Consider the following 17,381-nt stretch of genomic DNA (forward strand, 5'->3'; position numbering starts at 1 on the left):
ACAGGAAAGAAACGGTTAAGCAAATGGCAGAAAGTTATGTAATTGGAGTTGACTTCGGAAGTGATTCTGTTCGTGCGCTTATTGTAAATACAGAGACTGGGGAAAATGTTGGACAGGGTGTTGCCTGTTATCCACGTTGGAAAGCTGGACTCTATCAGCATCCGGAGTACAGCATTTTCCGCCAGCATCCATTAGATTATCTGGAATCTTTGGAAAAATGCATTACGACAGCACTGGCAGAGCTTACCGAAGAGCAGAAAGATTATGTGATTGGAATTGGAGTGGACACTACTGGTTCCACTCCGGTTCCGGTAGATAAAAATGGAATTCCGCTGGCACTGCTTGATGAGTTTGCAGAGAATGAAAACGCCATGTTTTTCCTCTGGAAGGATCACGCTGCAGCTGCTGAGGCGGACGAGATAAACAAGTTATTCAGGAACAACAGTGAGAATGACTATACCAAATACCAGGGAGATTACAGTGCGGAATGGTACTGGGCAAAAATCCTTTATGCAGTGAGACATGATGAAGCAATCCGCCAGGCAGCTTATACCTGGGAGGAGCATTGTGACTGGATGACTGGTATTCTTTGCGGGGAAACAAGACCGGAGAAAATTTACCACAGTGCGTGTGCAGCTGGTCATAAGGCTTTGTGGCACAGCGAGTGGAATGGTCTGCCGGCAGCTTCTGTTCTGGAACAGCTGGATCCGTATCTGGTACAGGTTCGCGAGCGGTATGGAAATGCACCGCAGCCGTCTACTGTGAAGGTTGGAACTCTTTGTCTGGAATGGGCTAAGAAACTGGGATTAAAAGAGAGTACTGTGATTTCAGGAAGCTCTTTTGATGCTCATGCAGGTGCTGTGGGTGCTGGTATTCAGAAGAAGACTTTTGTATGTACGATGGGAACTTCTTGTGTGGATATGTTCGTGGAGAAGCCGGAGAACCTGAAGGGAAAAGATATTCAGGCGTACTGTGGACAGGCTGAGAATTCCATTTTGCCTGGATACGTAGGCGTGGAGACCGGACAGGCGGCTTTTGGAGATATATTTGCATGGTTTAAGAGGCTGTTGGAGTGGCCGCTGGCAGAACTTGCAGCTGATGAGAATTCTGGTATTTCAGATGAACTATACAAAAAAGTCGAAGATCGGATTTTGATTATGCTGCAGAAGAAGGCGGAAGAACTTCCGGAAGAGCCATTCCCAATTGCACTGGACTGGTTTAATGGGCGCCGTTATCCAAATACAGACGATTTCCAGAGATCTGCCATTTCCGGATTATCGCTGGGAATGGATGCGCCGTATCTCTACCGCAGTCTTGTGTTTGGAGCCGTATGTGGTCTGTACCGTCTGATTGAAGGTTTCGAGAAACAGGAAATTGATATTGAAAAGGTGATCGCGGTAGGTGGAATTTCCAAGAAATCACCTTATGTTATGCAGATGTTGTCTGACTTAAGCGGACGTGAGATACACATTCTGGACAGTGACCAGACATGTGCACAGGGAGCCGCTATGTATGCCGCTGTGGGAGCTGGAATTTACGAGACATTGGAAGTGGCAGCAGAGCATATGGCAGCGAAATGTATTAAGATTTGCAAACCGGATTCTGAGAAGAAAGACTGGTATAAGAAACATTACCAGGAGTATCTGAAACTGGCAGAAGCGGTTAATAAATTAAGCTGAAGATAGAAATTGCTATAAAATTTTGAAAAAACCTCAGAAAAATGTAGGCTGGTGTTCACCGAAAGGTGGCACCGCCTACATTTTTCTGTCCAGTGGATAATCAAAGCTCTTGAGGGTCTGGTGAGAACCAGACCCTTTAATGGAAGCTGTTATTTTGCCACTACATAATTGGTTTCCTCCAGCTCATCGGAAGCTAACATTTCCAATAAGCGGAACGCTGGACCGGAAGGATGAGTCCGTCCTCCTTCCCAGGCCTCAACTGTTTTCTTGGATACGCCCATATATGCAGCAAAAACACTTTGCGTCATTCCTGCTTTCATCCTGATGTCTCGGATTTCTGCACTGGAATATTCCTTTACAGGTGCAATCGTATAAGTCTTAATACGTGCAGTGCCTTGACCTTTTTCATATGCAATTGCTTCTTGCAAGCCTTGCTTTAAATCATCAAATAATGTACTCATAAAGATCAACTCCTGTTCTTGGCATTAGTATCCACCTTTCTATCAGTTATATTACCATACTACACCCTATTTTATAGGGCGTCAACTGAAAATTCATGAATTAAAACTTTGAATAACTGTGCGTCGCATTCTCGTTACTTCAGTGATGAGTTATGCGCACTATTTTTTTGAAGATAGAGTTAGGGACTTGTTTTATGCAGCTGTTTTATAATACCACAAAATTAAGAAAAAGAGTATGAAGCTTGTGAAACTATTTTTCATACAAAAACTAATTTTTTGACACATTTTTATAATAAAAATGACTATCAGATTACTCGTGCAAATGGTAAATTATAGTCAAATAAAACAAACGTGATTCTTAAATGAAAGGAGAATTAAAACATGAAAAAGAAAATGGTATGCATCTTAATGGCAGGCGTTATGGCCTCACTTGTACCGGCACAGATGGTCTTCGCAGAGGGCGACGGCGGAGAGAAAACAGTTGTAAAATTCCAGACCTGGAACCCAGGGGATGAGAAATATACACATGCAATGCTGGAGAAATTCGAAGAGGAGCATCCGGACATTCAGATTGATTATACTTTTATGCCGTATACAGATCATGTAGAGAAGCTGAAAGTTGATCTTTCAGCAGGAGATGCTGCAGATGTTTATGGAGTTCAGACCGGAGCAATGTATAAAGAATTCCGTGACTTCGAAGAAGATCTGACCCCATATATGGCTGAGAAATACGGTGATGACTGGACCTCTAATTTCAATGAATATGCAATGTCCCTTCTTCAGGGTGATGACGGCGAATATTACGCAGTTCCTCTGGGACTCAGCTATGCCGGATATGTATGGGCAAACATGTCTTACTTTGATAAATATAATCTGGAGCTTCCGACCAACTATGATGAACTGAAAGAAGTATGCCAGACATTCCGTGACAATGGTGAATATCCTCTGGTAATTGGAGCAAAAGATTCCTGGATCAACATTGATACCTGGATGAATATTGCAGCTGATATTAATACTGAGAAGCTGTATTCCGCAATTGAAGGCGAGACTCCATTTACAGATGAGGACCTGGTTCAGTCCTTCCAGATCTGGCAGAACTGCTTTACAGACAGTGTTTTCCAGGATGGAGCACTTGGCGTAGGAATGTATACAGATTCCACTGATATGTACCAGAAGGAAGGTTCCATTCCTATGATTCTCAATGGTTCCTGGGCACTTGGCGCTTACATGGATAGTGATGAGCAGAGCCAGGAAGTTTATAACAGTGAAGGTGCAAACCATAAGATATTCTTAATGGATTGGAATAACGATGGAAAGATTGCACCAGTGGAAGAAGCTGTTGATGTATCTCTGGCAATCAACAATCAGTCCAAGGTTAAAGATGCTGCATGGACATTTGTTGACTGGATGATTCATGAAGGCGCAGATACTCTTGTAAACGGACAGTTACAGTACATGCCGGCACGTAACGACATGGAGCTTAATGTAGAAGGTCTGAACGAGAATGGTACTGAAAATCTTGAATACTGTGTAGAGCAGGGTAAAAATAATGTAGGCGGATACAGAGAAATGGCTTATGCAGAGCTGAAAGAGACAATCAGCAATGAGCTTACAGAACTTGCTCTGGGAGATGTTACACCAGAAGAGGCAGCAGAGACGATTGAAGCAGCTTCCCAGGCACAGGAAAGATAAATTTTATTAAGTATAAAAAGGCTGCCCTCACTTTGGGCAGCCTTTTATAAAAAAGGAGGAAAATCATGGCCTCAGCTCGAAAAAGGAAAGATTGCTTTACCAGCTTTCTGTTTGTACTTCCCCTTTTGGCATTGTTTCTTGTTTTTTTTGCTTATCCTATTATTTATAACATTGTCATCAGCTTCTATGACTGGAATGGAATCAGCGTAGAAAAAGTTTTCGTAGGTTTCGCAAACTACAAAAAGCTCTGGGCAGATTCCGTAATGCAGAAAACATTTCGAAACTTTGTCATTATTGCAATATCTACTACGGTTATTCAGTCAGCACTTGGACTTATGCTGGCATCCTTTTTTATCAGAAAGATAAAGTTTTCCGGGTTCTATAAAATCCTTTTTTATCTTCCGGCAATCTGTACCTCCACAATTGTTGGTACTGTATTTTCGAAAATTTTCGAAACAAACCGTGGTTACCTGAATGTGATCCTGCGGGCACTTCATCTGGATTTTCTCTGTCAGCAATGGCTTGCAACACCGAAGACCGCACTTGCATGTCTTTTATTTGTAAATATCTGGCAGTGGACCGGTTATAGTATGCTGATGTACTACACAAATATGCTGAATATTCCCCAGGACCTTTATGAGTCAGCAACCATCGACGGAGCAGGAAGCTTTAAACAGTTTATTTACATAACTTTCCCACTTCTTCGCGGTACTCACATTACCCTGATTATTCTGGACATTCTGGGTGCGCTGAAGTTTTTCGATCTTTCTTATGTATTGACTGATGGTGGACCGGCACATGCTACTGAGACTTTTTCTACATATATATATACGAAATCATTTAGTACGTTTCAACAGGGACAGGCTTCCACCATTGTTGTATTTATGTTTTTGATTGCTATGGTGCTGACCGTTATTCAGTTGAAAATCTATTATAAAAAAGACAGGAAGGAGATGAACTAGCCGATGAAAAATTCACTATCTTATAAAATAGTTACTCAGGTTATCTGTGTGATTCTGCTGGTTATCTTAGTCTTTCCACTGTATTTGATGGTAGAAAAGTCCCTGGCAGTTAATGGACTTGGAAACTATACAAAAGTATTTGAGTATTTCAACTTGCTTCCCAATATTATTACAAGTATTATTGTGGTAGGAGGAACGCTTATTGTTGTCTCAATTGTAGTTTCCATGGCAGCATACGCATTTTCCAAACTGGAATTTCCACATAAGCAGGCTGTTTATTATCTGATTCTTACAGGTATGATGATCCCTACATCTGCATTAATCTTTCCGCTTTATCAGATCGTAAGGGGACTTCATCTGAACAATACCGGATGGTCATTGGTATTTCCATATGCTACGGCAAGTGCCTGCTTTAATCTTATGGTTCTGACCAACTACTACAATGCATTGCCGGATGAACTGATCGATGCAGCGAAAATCGATGGTGCAAATAAATGGACTACATTTATACAGATCATGCTTCCAATTGCAAAACCAGGTCTTGTTTTTGTACTGATCCAGACCTTTTTATCTGCATGGAATGAACTTCAGATGGCGATCATTTTCGTTAATGATACTTCGAAACAGCCGCTTTCTGTTGTGCCGCTTCGGTTTGCACAGACAACTTCCAGTTCCGGCTTTACTATTAATAACCTGTTTGCAGCGTGTATTATCTGTCTTTTGCCGATTGCGGTTTTCTATATCTTTGCATCCCGGCAGCTGATGGCAGGACTTACTGCAGGAGCTGTGAAGGGTTAAGCTAAAGGACGGCCTGTTTTATGAAAAAAAATTCTTCGCACAAAACGCTTAGTATTGTGAAACGTATCAGCATTACGAATATTGGAATCTTTATCATTGCCTGTATCTTAAGTATTGTGGCAACTTTAAAGCTGAATGTGGAGTACCATATTGACCGGGATGCACAGATGATGAAGGTCTATATTTCCAATACTCTAAGTTCGATTGATAATACTCTGAAAGATATGGGAAGGGTTTCGCTGATCGCGTTTTCCGATCAGACGGTGCAGGATATTCTGAAAGGTACTGATTATTCTTTTGATGAGAAAATGGAGAACGAAGAGTATCTTAAAAAACTCTATTCTTCTATGATTTCAATCAGGGATGATGTGCGGGGAATTTATATTTTTAATAATGAGGATATGGTGTTTTACAGTGATACCTGGAATCCATTTTTGGGATTTGACTGGAATGTAGAATCTTTTTTTCAGGATGTAAAGATAAATTCTGACCTTTCTACAAATATTTCGGGATGCCATATGTATGTGGGTACGCTGCCTGAGGGATTTAAGTACACACAGACTTATACAAAAAACATTTTCCAGGAGAATAATATTTATCTGGTCCGTCCCATTCGCAGCTTTTCACCGTTCGAAGTTATCGGTTACATTGCACTGCGTACGCCTATCCTTACTTTACAGAAAATATGCAGCAATTATCTGGAAGATAATATTTCCTATATTGTTGCTGATGAAAATAATAATGTTGCATGCAGTTCTAACGAGAAAATTATTAGCAATAATCTCGAGGACATTTATCCAGAGCTTCTGGAACAGGTGAATGGTGCAAAAGGATCTTTTAGCCTGACTCTGAATCAGGAAAAGTATCTCTGTGCCTACCAGCGTTCTGATTACAGCAATATGCTTCTGATCACGCTGAAAAATTATGATTCTATTTATGATGAACTGAGCATTCTGGTGATAACCTGTATTGTGATCACGGTGATAAGTGCGCTTTTTGTATTGTTCTGTGCATATGGTTTTACCAGAAAAAATCTGAAAAGGCTTACGGATTTTTCGTTGGATATTCAGAATTTCCAGCCTGGAGATCTTACAAGACAGTATGATGTGGGATATATGGATGAGGTTGGCGTACTGAAGGATTCCTTTAATAAAATGATTCGCCGCCTGAACGATCTGGTCATTTCGGAGTATCAGGCAAAGGATGAGCTTCAGAAAGCGGAAATTTCTGAGCAGAAAATGGCAATGCTGTATCTGAAGCAGCAGATCAATCCTCATTTTCTTTATAATACACTGGATATGATCCGTTTGAAAGCTGCTATTAATAAGGATACGGAAGTGTCTCAGATGCTGATGAAGCTGGTGAGCTTTTACCGTTTAAGTACCAAGGTGTATGATTCTATGGTGGCAGTGCGCAAAGAGGTAGAAATGCTGGATGCTTATATGAGTCTGATGTGCTATCGGTATTCAGATATTATATATCGTTCAGAAATTGAACCTGGGGCATTGGATATAGAGATTCCCAACTTTATTCTTCAGCCGCTGCTGGAAAACAGTCTGATGCATGGGTTGAAGGACAGGCGGTATCAGGGAACGATCATTCTTAAAATATATAGAAATGAGCAGGACAAAAATGAACTGAACATCTGGCTGATCGATGATGGAATAGGAATTCCAGATGACAAAATGGCAGAGTTGAATGCGTATAATGCAAAGGACAGTGAAGCTCTTTATCGTGTGCAGACCAGAACTGAGGGTGACCGTACCCACCTGGGTGTTATCAATGTGATCAGCCGTCTGAAGCTTTATTATCAGGAGAATGCGGAAGTGATCTATATGCGGAACGAGACTGGAGGAACTACTGTAAAAATTAAGATTAAGACAGCGAGTGAGGAGACATGAATAATTGCAGAGTACTTTTAGCAGATGATGAGGCCGCGATCCTGGAAGGGTATAAATTACTTTTCGACTGGGAGAAATATCAGTGTGAGGTTGTGGGGACTGCCATGGATGGACGTGAGGCAGTGGAGAAAGCCCGTGAGTTAAAGCCAGATATTGTAATTATGGATATCAATCTTCCGAAGCTTAACGGGCTGGAAGCCATACGTGCCATTCAGGAGACTGCTCCGGCAGATCATCCCATTTACATGATCGTAGTTACCGGGTATGATGAATTCTCTTATTGCCAGGAGGCACTAAGGCTTCGAGTTTCGGATTTCCTTTTGAAGCCAATTGATTTTGATGCTTTTGGTGAAGTGATAGAGGGGCTTGTGAAAAAGGTAATGGAGAATCCGAACCGTCAGGTGGTTCTGTCAGATACCCTGAAAAAGATTGTGGATTATGTAAATGAAAATCTTTCTGATGAAGATATGCGGCTTACATTGCTTGCGGAAAATATGAATATGAATCCGAATTACATCAGCCAGTTGTTTAAAAAAGAGCTGGGATGTGGATATCATGCCTACCTGAACCAGGTTCGTGTGGAAAAGGCGAAAAAATATCTGAAGCAGACCAACGAACCGATCACGGTTGTAGCAGAATTAGTGGGGTTCAGTGATTATCGTATTTTTACGAAAATATTTAAGGGGATTGTGGGAGTTACTCCCTCGCAGTTCCGAAAATAAAATATATGGGAGGTAAGATCATGGTTTTAAAATTAAACGAGTTCCGTGACAAACTGGCTGGATGCTGGGCAGGAAAAAATGTGGGTGGTGTTCTTGGCGCACCTTTTGAGTGCAAGAGAATGGTTCCTGATGTGGATTTCTATATTCAGGATCTTTCTATGGGACCGCCTGCAAACGATGACCTGGATCTTCAGATTGTATGGCTGGCAGCAGTTGAGCGCTACGGCAGAAATGTAAATGCGTCTATCCTTGGTGAGTACTGGCTGTCCTATGTAATCCCGAACTGGGTTGAGTATGGAACTGGTAAGGCGAACCTTAAGGCAGGAATTGTTCCGCCTATGTGTGGTGATGTGGACAACACTTACAAGAACAGCAATGGCTGCTGGATTCGTTCTGAGCTTTGGGCGTGTCTGGCACCGGGACATCCGGAAATTGCAACCAGATATGCATTTGAGGATGCAATTGTCGATCATGCAAACGAAGGAATGTATGGTGAAATTTTCACATCTGCGCTTCAGAGTGCGGCGTTTGCAGAAAGTGACCGTGAAAAACTGATCGATATCGGACTTTCCTATATTCCGGAGGATTGCGCTGTTGCAAGAGCAATCCGTAAAACAGTAGAATGCTATCATAATGGCATTGATTATCTGGAAGCAAGAAAAATTGTGCACAATACTGCGCCGGGAACCTTTGGTATCCAGGAATACAAGCTGAGTGAGATTCCAAAGGAAAACAATGAGGGAATGGAGATTGGAGAGCCTGGCTTTGATGCACCGGAAAACGTTGCTTTTGTAGTACTTGGTCTTCTCTACGGAGAAGGTGATTTCGGAAAGAGTCTTATTATTGCCAATAACTGCGGTGAAGATACGGACTGTACCTGTGCAACTCTTGGCGCACTTCTGGGTATTATTTATGGTGCTTCTGGACTTCCGGAGAAATGGACAAAACCACTTGATGACAAAATTGTAACCATGTGTATTGATAAAACAAGTCATGGAATCTGGGTTCCGGATACGGCGACAGAACTGGCAGAGCGTATTCTTCGTGTGGTACCGGGCTTTTTGGGACAGGATCTCTGCGATGCTTTTGCAGAGGGCGGAATGACTATTGAATGCCTGGAAAAAGAGGCTCTGTTCTGCAATAAGACAACAGATTATCTGCCATTGATCAATGGAAACGGAAAATCAGAGGAATTGCCGATCCGTGATCTGTGCGCTCTTTCTTCCTATGTGGCAAGATATCAGTTCCCCGCATTTAGTGTTATGGTGGATTATGAGGACTCTGTTTTCTTTACACCTGGCGAGAACAGAAAGTTTAAGGTTAAGGTTGTAAATTCCAATACCATGAGAGAGCAGCAGTGGGTAAAAATCAGGCTGTATCTTCCGGAAGGAGTTACTGCTGTGGGTGCATCTACAGCGGAGCTGCCATTGAATAACCTGTACCTTTCCTGTGCGGAAAAAGAATTTGAAATCAGTACAGAGGGCTTTAGTGACAGCCGGCTGGAGCTGATCGTGGATGTTTCCCTTACAGGAAGACATTCAAACGGACCTGTGAAGGTTGTTCTTTTTGCAGGAAAATAAGGAGAATATAGAGTATGTATATTGCAATTGACGGAGGTGGAACGAAGACAGAATATCTGCTTCTGGATAAGCATTTCCAGGTAGTGGATCACTATCTGGGCGGCTGTCTGAACCATGATCTTCTGGGAAATGGATGGGCAGATGTTTCGTTGGCTTTAAAAGCTTCCATAGATGTTTTGCTGGAGCGTAATGGTCTGACTGTTTCGGATATTGAGGCAGCAGCGGCTGGTATTTCCGGGCTGGATACTGCCGGGGATCAGCAGCAGGCTGATGCGTGCTTCTCTTCAGCTGGCATTTCCCGTTTTCTTGCAATTAATGATGGCTATCTCCCCATTGCAGCCGAGAACCCGGCTGCGTGGGGAGTTTCTCTTAATTGCGGAACAGGGATGTGCTGTGCGGCAATTGATTCTTCAGGTAACCGGATCAAACTGGCCGGAATGGATGAATGGTCAGGGGATGCAGGGGGCGGAAATTGGATTGTGATGCAAATGTATCGCAAGGTTTACGAAAACCTGATTTTAAAGGATGTTAGTACACCGTTTGTAATGGAATATATGAAAGTGATGAATCTTGGCGGTAAGGTTGATTTTATAAATTCATGGTCAGATTTGAAAGACGGGGAGAATACAGAATGTAAGGTTCTGCATCGTAAGATCATCCAGCTTTTTTTTGAACTTCTCGAGCGCTCTAATCCAGAGGTACAGGCTCTTGCAAATCAGATGATAAAGTGCGCGGCCTACACCATCGATGCAGCAGTTCGGGAGCTTCATTTTTTCGGTGAGAAAATTCCGGTGTATCTCTCAGGCTCCATTTTGACCAAGGCTGCTTCCGCGGGGTATCTGTCGATGCTGAAGGAAGCTCTTTCCTGCATCTGTCAGGGGAAACTGGAGGTGCATATGTGCACGAAAAGACCTGTGGAAGGGGCAGTGCAGTTGCTGAAGGGATAAGAAAAAGGACAATAATATTATTATCCCAACACATTTGATTATCTCCCAAAAAGATGCTATTATTGGGAGAAAGTAAAGAAGTTTGGGAGAATGGAGTTGGAAATATATTATGAAGTTTTGCAAAATGCTGATCAAAACTGACAAGAATAGTATTAGCTGAAAAAACTGGTTGATGAGGGTGCTATGATTATACAGCAGGACATACTGGCGTTTTGTGGAATATGGGGGAAGTTCAGATTGATGAATTTGAAGTCTTTGAGGGAAAAGAACAAAATAAAATAGAAAAACCATAGCACAGAGTGAGAATATTACAGACAGGAGCAAATGATGAATATATTTCAAAATATTTTACCATATGGCGTATTTGGAAAATCGAGAGCAATTAATGCAGAAAATCCCACAGGCGAAAAGGGAAAAGGAGGAATGGCTTCCAGTAATCTTGGAAAGGGAAGAAAGGGAAGTCCATGTCTTAAAAACATAGAACCTGGAAGTACTACTGTACTTGCGGATATTTCAGGATGTGGAGTAATTAATCACATTTGGATTACTGTGGATAATAAAACAACTGATGGAGACTGCTTTGTACTGAGGGATCTTATTTTGCGCATGTTTTGGGACGATGCCAAAAGTCCGGCAGTAGAAGTACCACTGGGTGATTTTTTCTGCTGTGGGTTCGGAAAAGAATGTTATATTAATTCCTACCCAATAGTAGTTGCACCATCAAGAGGCTTGAATTCTTATTTTTCAATGCCATTTAGGAAAAAAGCCAGAATTGAGCTGGTTAGTCAACATAAAAATGTAATCCCTGCGTTTTTCTATCAGATTGATTACTGTCTTTATGATACATTGCCAGATACCATGTTATATTTTTTCGCAAAATGGAACAGAGAATCTGTAACTGTTAAAAAGAAAGATTATACGATTTTGGATAATGTATATGGAAAGGGAATTTATGTAGGAACCTATCTGGCACTACAGACATTGGAAAGATATTGGTGGGGAGAAGGAGAAGTAAAATTTTATTTGGATGGTGATGAGGAATATCCTACCATCTGTGGAACTGGAATGGAAGACTATGTAGGAGGATCCTGGAGCTTTGCAAAAGAGAACCAGGAAAAAATGACAGAGCAGACGTATTCGACTCCATTTCTGGGATATCCTTATTATTCTAATCATGATGATTTAACAGTTCATCCGTATCATAATGATGACTGTCCACCAATGCGTGGAATGTATAGATTTCATATTCCGGATCCGATTTATTTCCAGCAGAATATTAAAGTAACGGTTCAGCAGATTGGAATGTCTCATAATGGGTTATTTGAACGTCAGGATGATGTTTCAAGTGTAGCTTACTGGTATCAGGAAGACAGGGAGATGTCAAAATATTGTCCATTGCCGCCGAAGGAAGAAAGATGGCCGAGGTAGAATAATTATGGAACAAGCTCTTGACAGAGCCCTCAAAAGATCAGAAATTAAAGAGTATAAGTTTTAAATTCAGAGGTGCATATGTGCACGAAAAGACCTATGGAGGGGGCAGTGCAGTTGCTGAAAGGGTGTATATTATTATCTACGGTCTAAAGCCAGCGCCTTAAGGCGCTGGCTTAGCATTCAAGGCTCGTAGGGCGACTAAAAATTATTTTACCACTACATAATTGGTTCTCTCCGGATTATCAGAAGCTAATACTTCCAATAAACGGAATGCCGGACCGGAAGGATGCGTTCGTCCTCCCTCCCAGGCCTCGACTGTTTTCTTGGATACGCCCATATATGCAGCAAAAACACTTTGCGTCATTCCTGCTTTCATTCTGATGTTCCGGATTTCTGCACTGGAATATTCCTTTACAGGTGCAATCGTATAAGTCTTAATACGTGCAGTGCCCTGACCTTTTTCATATGCAATTGCTTCTTGCAAGCCTTGCTTTAAATCATCAAATAATGTACTCATAAAAATCAACTCCTATTTTTGGCAGCCTCATTTTTTAAAGATTTTACCAATTTTCTAAGCACATTTTTTTCTTCTGTAGAAAGATTTTCCTGCTCCTTTTTTTCAAACGCTGTAATAAGATAAAGCATTTCATATTCTGCAAAATCTGTATAACAGACACGTACACTTCCGCTTTTTCCTTTATTTTCAAGAGGAAAACGAACTTTACGGATTCCACCAGTCCCTTCCATAACAGGACCGGATTCAGGGTCTTTTAATAACATGATTTGCAAAGAATGCAAATCATTATCATCAAGCCCAATTTCCTTCCAGCGTTTGGTAAAAAGTGGAACTTCAATAAAAGTTCTCGTCATTAGTATCCACCTTTCTATCATTTCTACTATTATATTACGCCCTATTTTATAGGGTGTCAACTTAAAATCTACTGAGTAATACGCTGATGATGGTACGGGTGATTTAGGCGAATGTTATTTATTCCGATATGAGGCTTTTTATCTTTGTAAATATCAGAGCTATCATCAATATCAAAAGGTACAGAAATATGATTGTGATGGAAGATGTTTTTTGCTTTAGAGCAAAGAGGAATGGCAGAAATTGCATTTTATATATAGCATATATGAAAATATTACAGTATACTTATTATATACAAAATTGATGCTGATGCGAGAAAGCTTATAGATGCTGAATTAACAGTCTGCTCAAATTGAGATTGTTTATTCTTTTAAATGGAGAATGCCCTATGTGTCCTATGGAACCAGATATTCTGATCACGGATGCGATTCGTTATAATCACAATGCCAGATACTCTTTTATGACAATTGATGATTTTATTGACATGGGGCTTAGATCATCAGATGAGAAAAAGTATTATATTGAAAACCTGTGCGTCGCATTCTCGTTACTTCAGTGATGAGTTAGGGCAATTTACCTGGATGTAGAAGACATGGAAACCGGGGAACATATTTTCTGAAAATAATATGAAAAATTGATTGAAAAATATCACAGAATAAAATATACTACTTATGAGTATGCTACTCGTGAGTAGTATATTTTGTTTGAGCTGCTTATGATTTAACAACGAGGAGGCTGCTTATGATAGGGAGATTAGACGAGCTAAATCAATTAGAGCGATTTTATAATAGTTCCAAATTTGAATTTCTGACAATGTATGGAAGACGTAGAATTGGTAAAACAACTATATTAAGAGAATTTGCAGGCAGGCATAAAGCCCTGTTTTTTTCTGCACAGGAGAAGAATGATTCTTTGAATCTTCTGGACTTTTCCAAGATGGTGCAAACATTTTTCGAAGGCTCTTTTATATCTTCTTTTCAAAATTGGGAAGCTGCATTTGAATATATTACAGGAAAAATTTCAGACAAAAAATTAGTATTGATTATTGATGAGTTTCCTTTTCTGGCAGAACCGAATCCTTCAATTAAGAGTATTTTGCAGCATACGATCGACCATGTCTGGAAAGGAAAAAACATTTTTCTTATATTATGTGGATCCAGTGTTAGTTTTATGCTAAATGACGTTATGGGATATAAAAGTCCGTTATATGGCAGAATTACTGGAAATATGGAAGTAAAGCCTTTCGATTATTTGGAAAGTGCGGAATTTTTCCCAAATTATAGTAAAACAGAGAAAGCGATTGCTTATGGAATTCTGGGCGGTGTTCCAAGATATCTGGAGGCGTTTTCCTCTGAGATTTCACTGGAGGAAAATATAAAAAATAATCTGCTTATGGAAGGGGCCTTTTTGAATGATGAACCCCAGACACTTTTGAGGATTGAATTAAGAGAGCCTTCAGTATACAATTCCATTTTAGAGGCGATTTCTAATGGATGTAATAAGGTTTGTGAGATTGCAGACCGAATCCATGAAGAGAAAAGCAAGTGCAGCAAATACATGCTTACATTGCAGACCTTGCGACTGATTGAGAAGTGTGTTCCCTGTACTGAGCCAGAAACAAGTAAAAAAGGGATTTATGAAATAACAGATAATTATTATAAGTTCTGGTATCGATTCCTTTTTACAAATCAGAATTATTATTCCATGCTGGGTCTGGAGCTTTCCTGCGAAGAGATTCTGGAAAATGTGAATGATTATATGGGACCTGTTTTTGAAAAAATATGTGAACAATATCTGATTCGGGCTGCGCGTGCGAAGAAACTTCCGTTTATTCCATATAAAATGGGAAAATGGTGGGGGAATAATCCATTGATAAAAGCGCAGGATGATGTTGATATACTTGCGTTTGATAAAACGGGAAAGAAAGTGTTGCTCTGTGAATGTAAGTTTCGAAATAAACCAATGCCTATGGAAGAGTATGATGACCTGGTTATGGCTGCAGAAATGTTTAAAAATGCAGAGGAAAAGTATCTTATGTTTTTTAGCAAATCTGGTTTCACAGAGTCAGTAAAGGAAAGGGCGGTGCGAGAAAACGCGGTGTTGCTTACAATCGAAGACTTGTATTAGAGTCTTTTTCAGACCCGCTCTAAGGAGTATAAAGAATGAACAGAAAAAACTTTCTGAAAAATAAGAAAATCAACTGGATCAAAGTGATTATCCAGATATTGTCCTTCGCTTTAATTCCGGGCTTATTTGAAGGGGAATTTGCAGCTGTGGGAAATATTGTTTCCTGCATATACAAGGGGAATATTTCCTGGGAAAGTGTGAAGTATTCTGTATGGATGCTGGTGGCAACTGTGCCGGCAACAGTACTTGTGGGAAGGTTTTTCTGCGGATTTTTCTGCAGCTTTGGGGCAGTGCAGGATTTGTTATGGTTTGGCTCACATAGATTGCGGGCATTATTTCCGGGAAAAAGAAATCTGAAAAAGGCTGATCGGATATTCAGATTTGCCAAGTATGCAGTGCTTTTTTACTTTATAATATTCGTATGGAGTGGCGTAACAGCTGTGAAAACAGCCGGCCTGTGGCAGGTGTTTGGGCAGTATGTTTCATTTGGTCACTGGCCGGGACTGAAGCCTTTGCTTTCTGTTGGAGGAATTCTGCTTCTTGTGATCTTTATCGGCTCACTGTTTGTGCAGAGATTTTTTTGCAGATATTTTTGCCCTATGGGAGCAATTTATTCACTGATTTCACAGGCGTCTTTCCTGAAAATTGATAAGCCGCGGGACGGGTGCGGAAAATGTCATTTATGTACCTCGAAATGCCCCATGGGGATGGATCTTACGAAGAAAGACCGGATTGCCGGAGGAGAATGTATCAGCTGTCAGAAGTGTGTAAGCTGGTGTCCGAAAGGAAATGCGCGCTTTAGAAGCAGATATGGAGTGCTGATCGGAGTGGGCGTTACCTGTATTACAATCATGGTGTCACAGCTCTTTATAGCAGGAAATCTGGCTAGAGAGAAAATGGCAGATTCAGTGAAAAAAACGGCAGAAAATAATGCTGAAGGTAACTTTCAGAATGGTATTTACACAGGAACCGGTGAGGGCTACAGAGGCAAGGTGACGGTTACGGTAAAGGTTGCCGATGGGAAGATAACGGAGCTTGTACTGGATGATTATGCAGATGATAAGTCTTATATGGAGAGAGCGAAAAACAGGATTTTCCAGGAGATGATCAGCAGGCAGAATACAGATGTAGATGCAGTTTCCGGAGCGACTTACAGCAGTAACGGCTTGATTGAAGCTGTGAATAAAGCACTGGGAAATGAGGAAGGTGAAGGGAAGAAACCCGAACAGGAAGAATCTGAAGATAAGCAATCCTTTATAGAGGCTGGACGTTTTCAGAATCTGACAGATGGCATTTATACCGGCTCGGCCGATGCATTTCGAGGTGATGTGGAGGTTCAGGTTACAGTTGAAAAACAGAAGGTAACGGATATTTCCATTCTTTCCTATTGTGATACAGAGGAATACTTTTTCAGGGCAGCACCAGCTGTAATCGAGCAGATGAAGGCTGAGCAGAGTCTGAATGTAGACGCGGTAAGTGGAGCAACCTACAGCAGTAATGGGATTATTCATGCAGTTGCAAATGCACTGGAGATTCCGGAGGATCAGTATGCACCAAGACCTGGCAGAAATCTGACTGCAAAGAAAAAGAACCATGGGCATATTGTGAAGCATGAGATAACAAGTCAGGAAGAGTATGAGGAAAAAGTAGAGAAATATTCAAAGTGATATGGTCATCCCCCAAAAATAAAAGCTTCTGAATCAGACACAGGACTGAAAAATCCTGTATCTGTCAGAAGCTTTTATTTTTGATTTGTATCCATATTATTTTCTGCCATAGACAGATATTTATATGTAGGCAGAAAGTTAGTGCTTTTTGCCTTTCTATAGTATTGCATAAAAATACGTTCCATAATATTGGGAATCTGAGATTCAACCGGCTGAAACAGGATGATCAGATACTGCATGGAACTGTATCTGGTACAGATATCCACACGCCGGATGGTGTTTTGGATAGCCTGTTCCATATGGGAAAGTGTCTGCTCAATTTCTTCAATATGAGCGGGAGTGTCCGAAGTGGCTTCCAATGTGAGCATTACCAGGTAGCAGCGGCTTCCGCTTCGGATAATGAGCTGTTGCATATATTCATACTGTCTGGAAAAATCCCGGTAATTCAGTTCAAGAGCACCTGCATAGCTCAACATCATAAACTTAAGATTAGATATTACACATTTATATTATCCTGCTAAAAACTCATTTCAAAAGGGCAGATTA

The 17,381-nt window shown here is 40.9% G+C and carries 16 protein-coding genes; 12 read left to right on the forward strand and 4 right to left on the reverse strand.

Going from position 1 to position 17,381, the window contains the following annotated elements:
- The first annotated feature begins 23 nt into the window (after nucleotides 1-23).
- Nucleotides 24-1,679 (forward strand): ribulokinase, encoded by a 1,656-nt coding sequence (locus tag AB5706_RS10110; RefSeq protein ID WP_368366050.1) that lies wholly within the window; start codon nucleotides 24-26, stop codon nucleotides 1,677-1,679.
- A 149-nt stretch (nucleotides 1,680-1,828) separates the two neighbouring features.
- Here the strand turns inward: AB5706_RS10110 and AB5706_RS10115 are convergent, their stop codons facing one another.
- Nucleotides 1,829-2,140, reverse strand: a complete 312-nt coding sequence (locus tag AB5706_RS10115) for a helix-turn-helix domain-containing protein (protein WP_173717986.1) — start codon at nucleotides 2,138-2,140, stop codon at nucleotides 1,829-1,831.
- Between the two features lie 381 nt (nucleotides 2,141-2,521).
- Here AB5706_RS10115 and AB5706_RS10120 point away from each other — a divergent pair, with 381 nt between their 5' ends.
- From AB5706_RS10120 to AB5706_RS10155, 8 genes are all read left to right on the forward strand, one after another.
- A complete protein-coding gene (locus AB5706_RS10120; RefSeq protein WP_195589535.1) occupies nucleotides 2,522-3,832 on the forward strand; it encodes an ABC transporter substrate-binding protein in 1,311 nt (436 codons plus the stop codon).
- Nucleotides 3,833-3,897: 65 nt separating this feature from the next.
- Complete coding sequence (locus AB5706_RS10125; RefSeq protein WP_173770559.1) at nucleotides 3,898-4,794, forward strand: carbohydrate ABC transporter permease; 897 nt, start codon at nucleotides 3,898-3,900, stop codon at nucleotides 4,792-4,794.
- A gap of 3 nt (nucleotides 4,795-4,797) precedes the next feature.
- Nucleotides 4,798-5,592: a carbohydrate ABC transporter permease gene (locus tag AB5706_RS10130; protein ID WP_173717990.1), complete on the forward strand. Its 795-nt coding sequence runs from the start codon at nucleotides 4,798-4,800 to the stop codon at nucleotides 5,590-5,592.
- A gap of 20 nt (nucleotides 5,593-5,612) precedes the next feature.
- Nucleotides 5,613-7,493 carry a sensor histidine kinase gene (locus AB5706_RS10135; RefSeq protein ID WP_173770560.1) on the forward strand — a complete coding sequence of 627 codons (1,881 nt, stop codon included), beginning with the start codon at nucleotides 5,613-5,615 and terminating at the stop codon, nucleotides 7,491-7,493.
- The gene (locus AB5706_RS10140) at nucleotides 7,490-8,215 is read left to right on the forward strand and encodes a response regulator transcription factor (protein WP_195589540.1); all 726 of its coding nucleotides are present in this window, start codon (nucleotides 7,490-7,492) and stop codon (nucleotides 8,213-8,215) included. The genes AB5706_RS10135 and AB5706_RS10140 overlap by 4 nt, the downstream gene beginning before the upstream one ends.
- Nucleotides 8,216-8,235: 20 nt before the next feature.
- A complete protein-coding gene (locus AB5706_RS10145) occupies nucleotides 8,236-9,795 on the forward strand; it encodes an ADP-ribosylglycohydrolase family protein (protein ID WP_195589543.1) in 1,560 nt (519 codons plus the stop codon).
- A 14-nt stretch (nucleotides 9,796-9,809) separates the two neighbouring features.
- Nucleotides 9,810-10,742 carry a BadF/BadG/BcrA/BcrD ATPase family protein gene (locus AB5706_RS10150; protein ID WP_195589545.1) on the forward strand — a complete coding sequence of 311 codons (933 nt, stop codon included), beginning with the start codon at nucleotides 9,810-9,812 and terminating at the stop codon, nucleotides 10,740-10,742.
- A 324-nt stretch (nucleotides 10,743-11,066) separates the two neighbouring features.
- Nucleotides 11,067-12,170 (forward strand): glycoside hydrolase family 172 protein, encoded by a 1,104-nt coding sequence (locus AB5706_RS10155; RefSeq protein ID WP_195379354.1) that lies wholly within the window; start codon nucleotides 11,067-11,069, stop codon nucleotides 12,168-12,170.
- 208 nt (nucleotides 12,171-12,378) lie between these two features.
- Here the strand turns inward: AB5706_RS10155 and AB5706_RS10160 are convergent, their stop codons facing one another.
- Together AB5706_RS10160 and AB5706_RS10165 are read right to left on the reverse strand one after the other, a co-directional pair.
- On the reverse strand, nucleotides 12,379-12,690 hold the full coding sequence (locus AB5706_RS10160; RefSeq protein WP_148463088.1) for a helix-turn-helix domain-containing protein: 312 nt from the start codon (nucleotides 12,688-12,690) through the stop codon (nucleotides 12,379-12,381).
- A gap of 5 nt (nucleotides 12,691-12,695) precedes the next feature.
- A complete protein-coding gene (locus tag AB5706_RS10165) occupies nucleotides 12,696-13,103 on the reverse strand; it encodes a type II toxin-antitoxin system RelE/ParE family toxin (RefSeq protein ID WP_330382766.1) in 408 nt (135 codons plus the stop codon).
- 326 nt (nucleotides 13,104-13,429) lie between these two features.
- Here AB5706_RS10165 and AB5706_RS10170 point away from each other — a divergent pair, with 326 nt between their 5' ends.
- The 3 genes from AB5706_RS10170 (at nucleotide 13,430) to AB5706_RS10180 (ending at nucleotide 16,835) form a co-directional block, all read left to right on the forward strand.
- Nucleotides 13,430-13,600 carry a hypothetical protein gene (locus AB5706_RS10170; RefSeq protein ID WP_195379352.1) on the forward strand — a complete coding sequence of 57 codons (171 nt, stop codon included), beginning with the start codon at nucleotides 13,430-13,432 and terminating at the stop codon, nucleotides 13,598-13,600.
- Between the two features lie 182 nt (nucleotides 13,601-13,782).
- The gene (locus AB5706_RS10175) at nucleotides 13,783-15,168 is read left to right on the forward strand and encodes an ATP-binding protein (protein WP_148463087.1); all 1,386 of its coding nucleotides are present in this window, start codon (nucleotides 13,783-13,785) and stop codon (nucleotides 15,166-15,168) included.
- 35 nt (nucleotides 15,169-15,203) lie between these two features.
- Complete coding sequence (locus AB5706_RS10180) at nucleotides 15,204-16,835, forward strand: FMN-binding protein (RefSeq protein ID WP_195379351.1); 1,632 nt, start codon at nucleotides 15,204-15,206, stop codon at nucleotides 16,833-16,835.
- A 74-nt stretch (nucleotides 16,836-16,909) separates the two neighbouring features.
- Here the strand turns inward: AB5706_RS10180 and AB5706_RS10185 are convergent, their stop codons facing one another.
- A complete protein-coding gene (locus AB5706_RS10185) occupies nucleotides 16,910-17,314 on the reverse strand; it encodes a hypothetical protein (protein WP_148463085.1) in 405 nt (134 codons plus the stop codon).
- Between the last annotated feature and the right edge of the window lie 67 nt (nucleotides 17,315-17,381).

The sequence above is a fragment of the Ruminococcus sp. RTP21484sp1_RTP21277st1_D2_RTP21277_210401 genome, assembly GCF_040924225.1.
Lineage (GTDB): Bacteria > Bacillota > Clostridia > Lachnospirales > Lachnospiraceae > Blautia_A > Blautia_A faecis.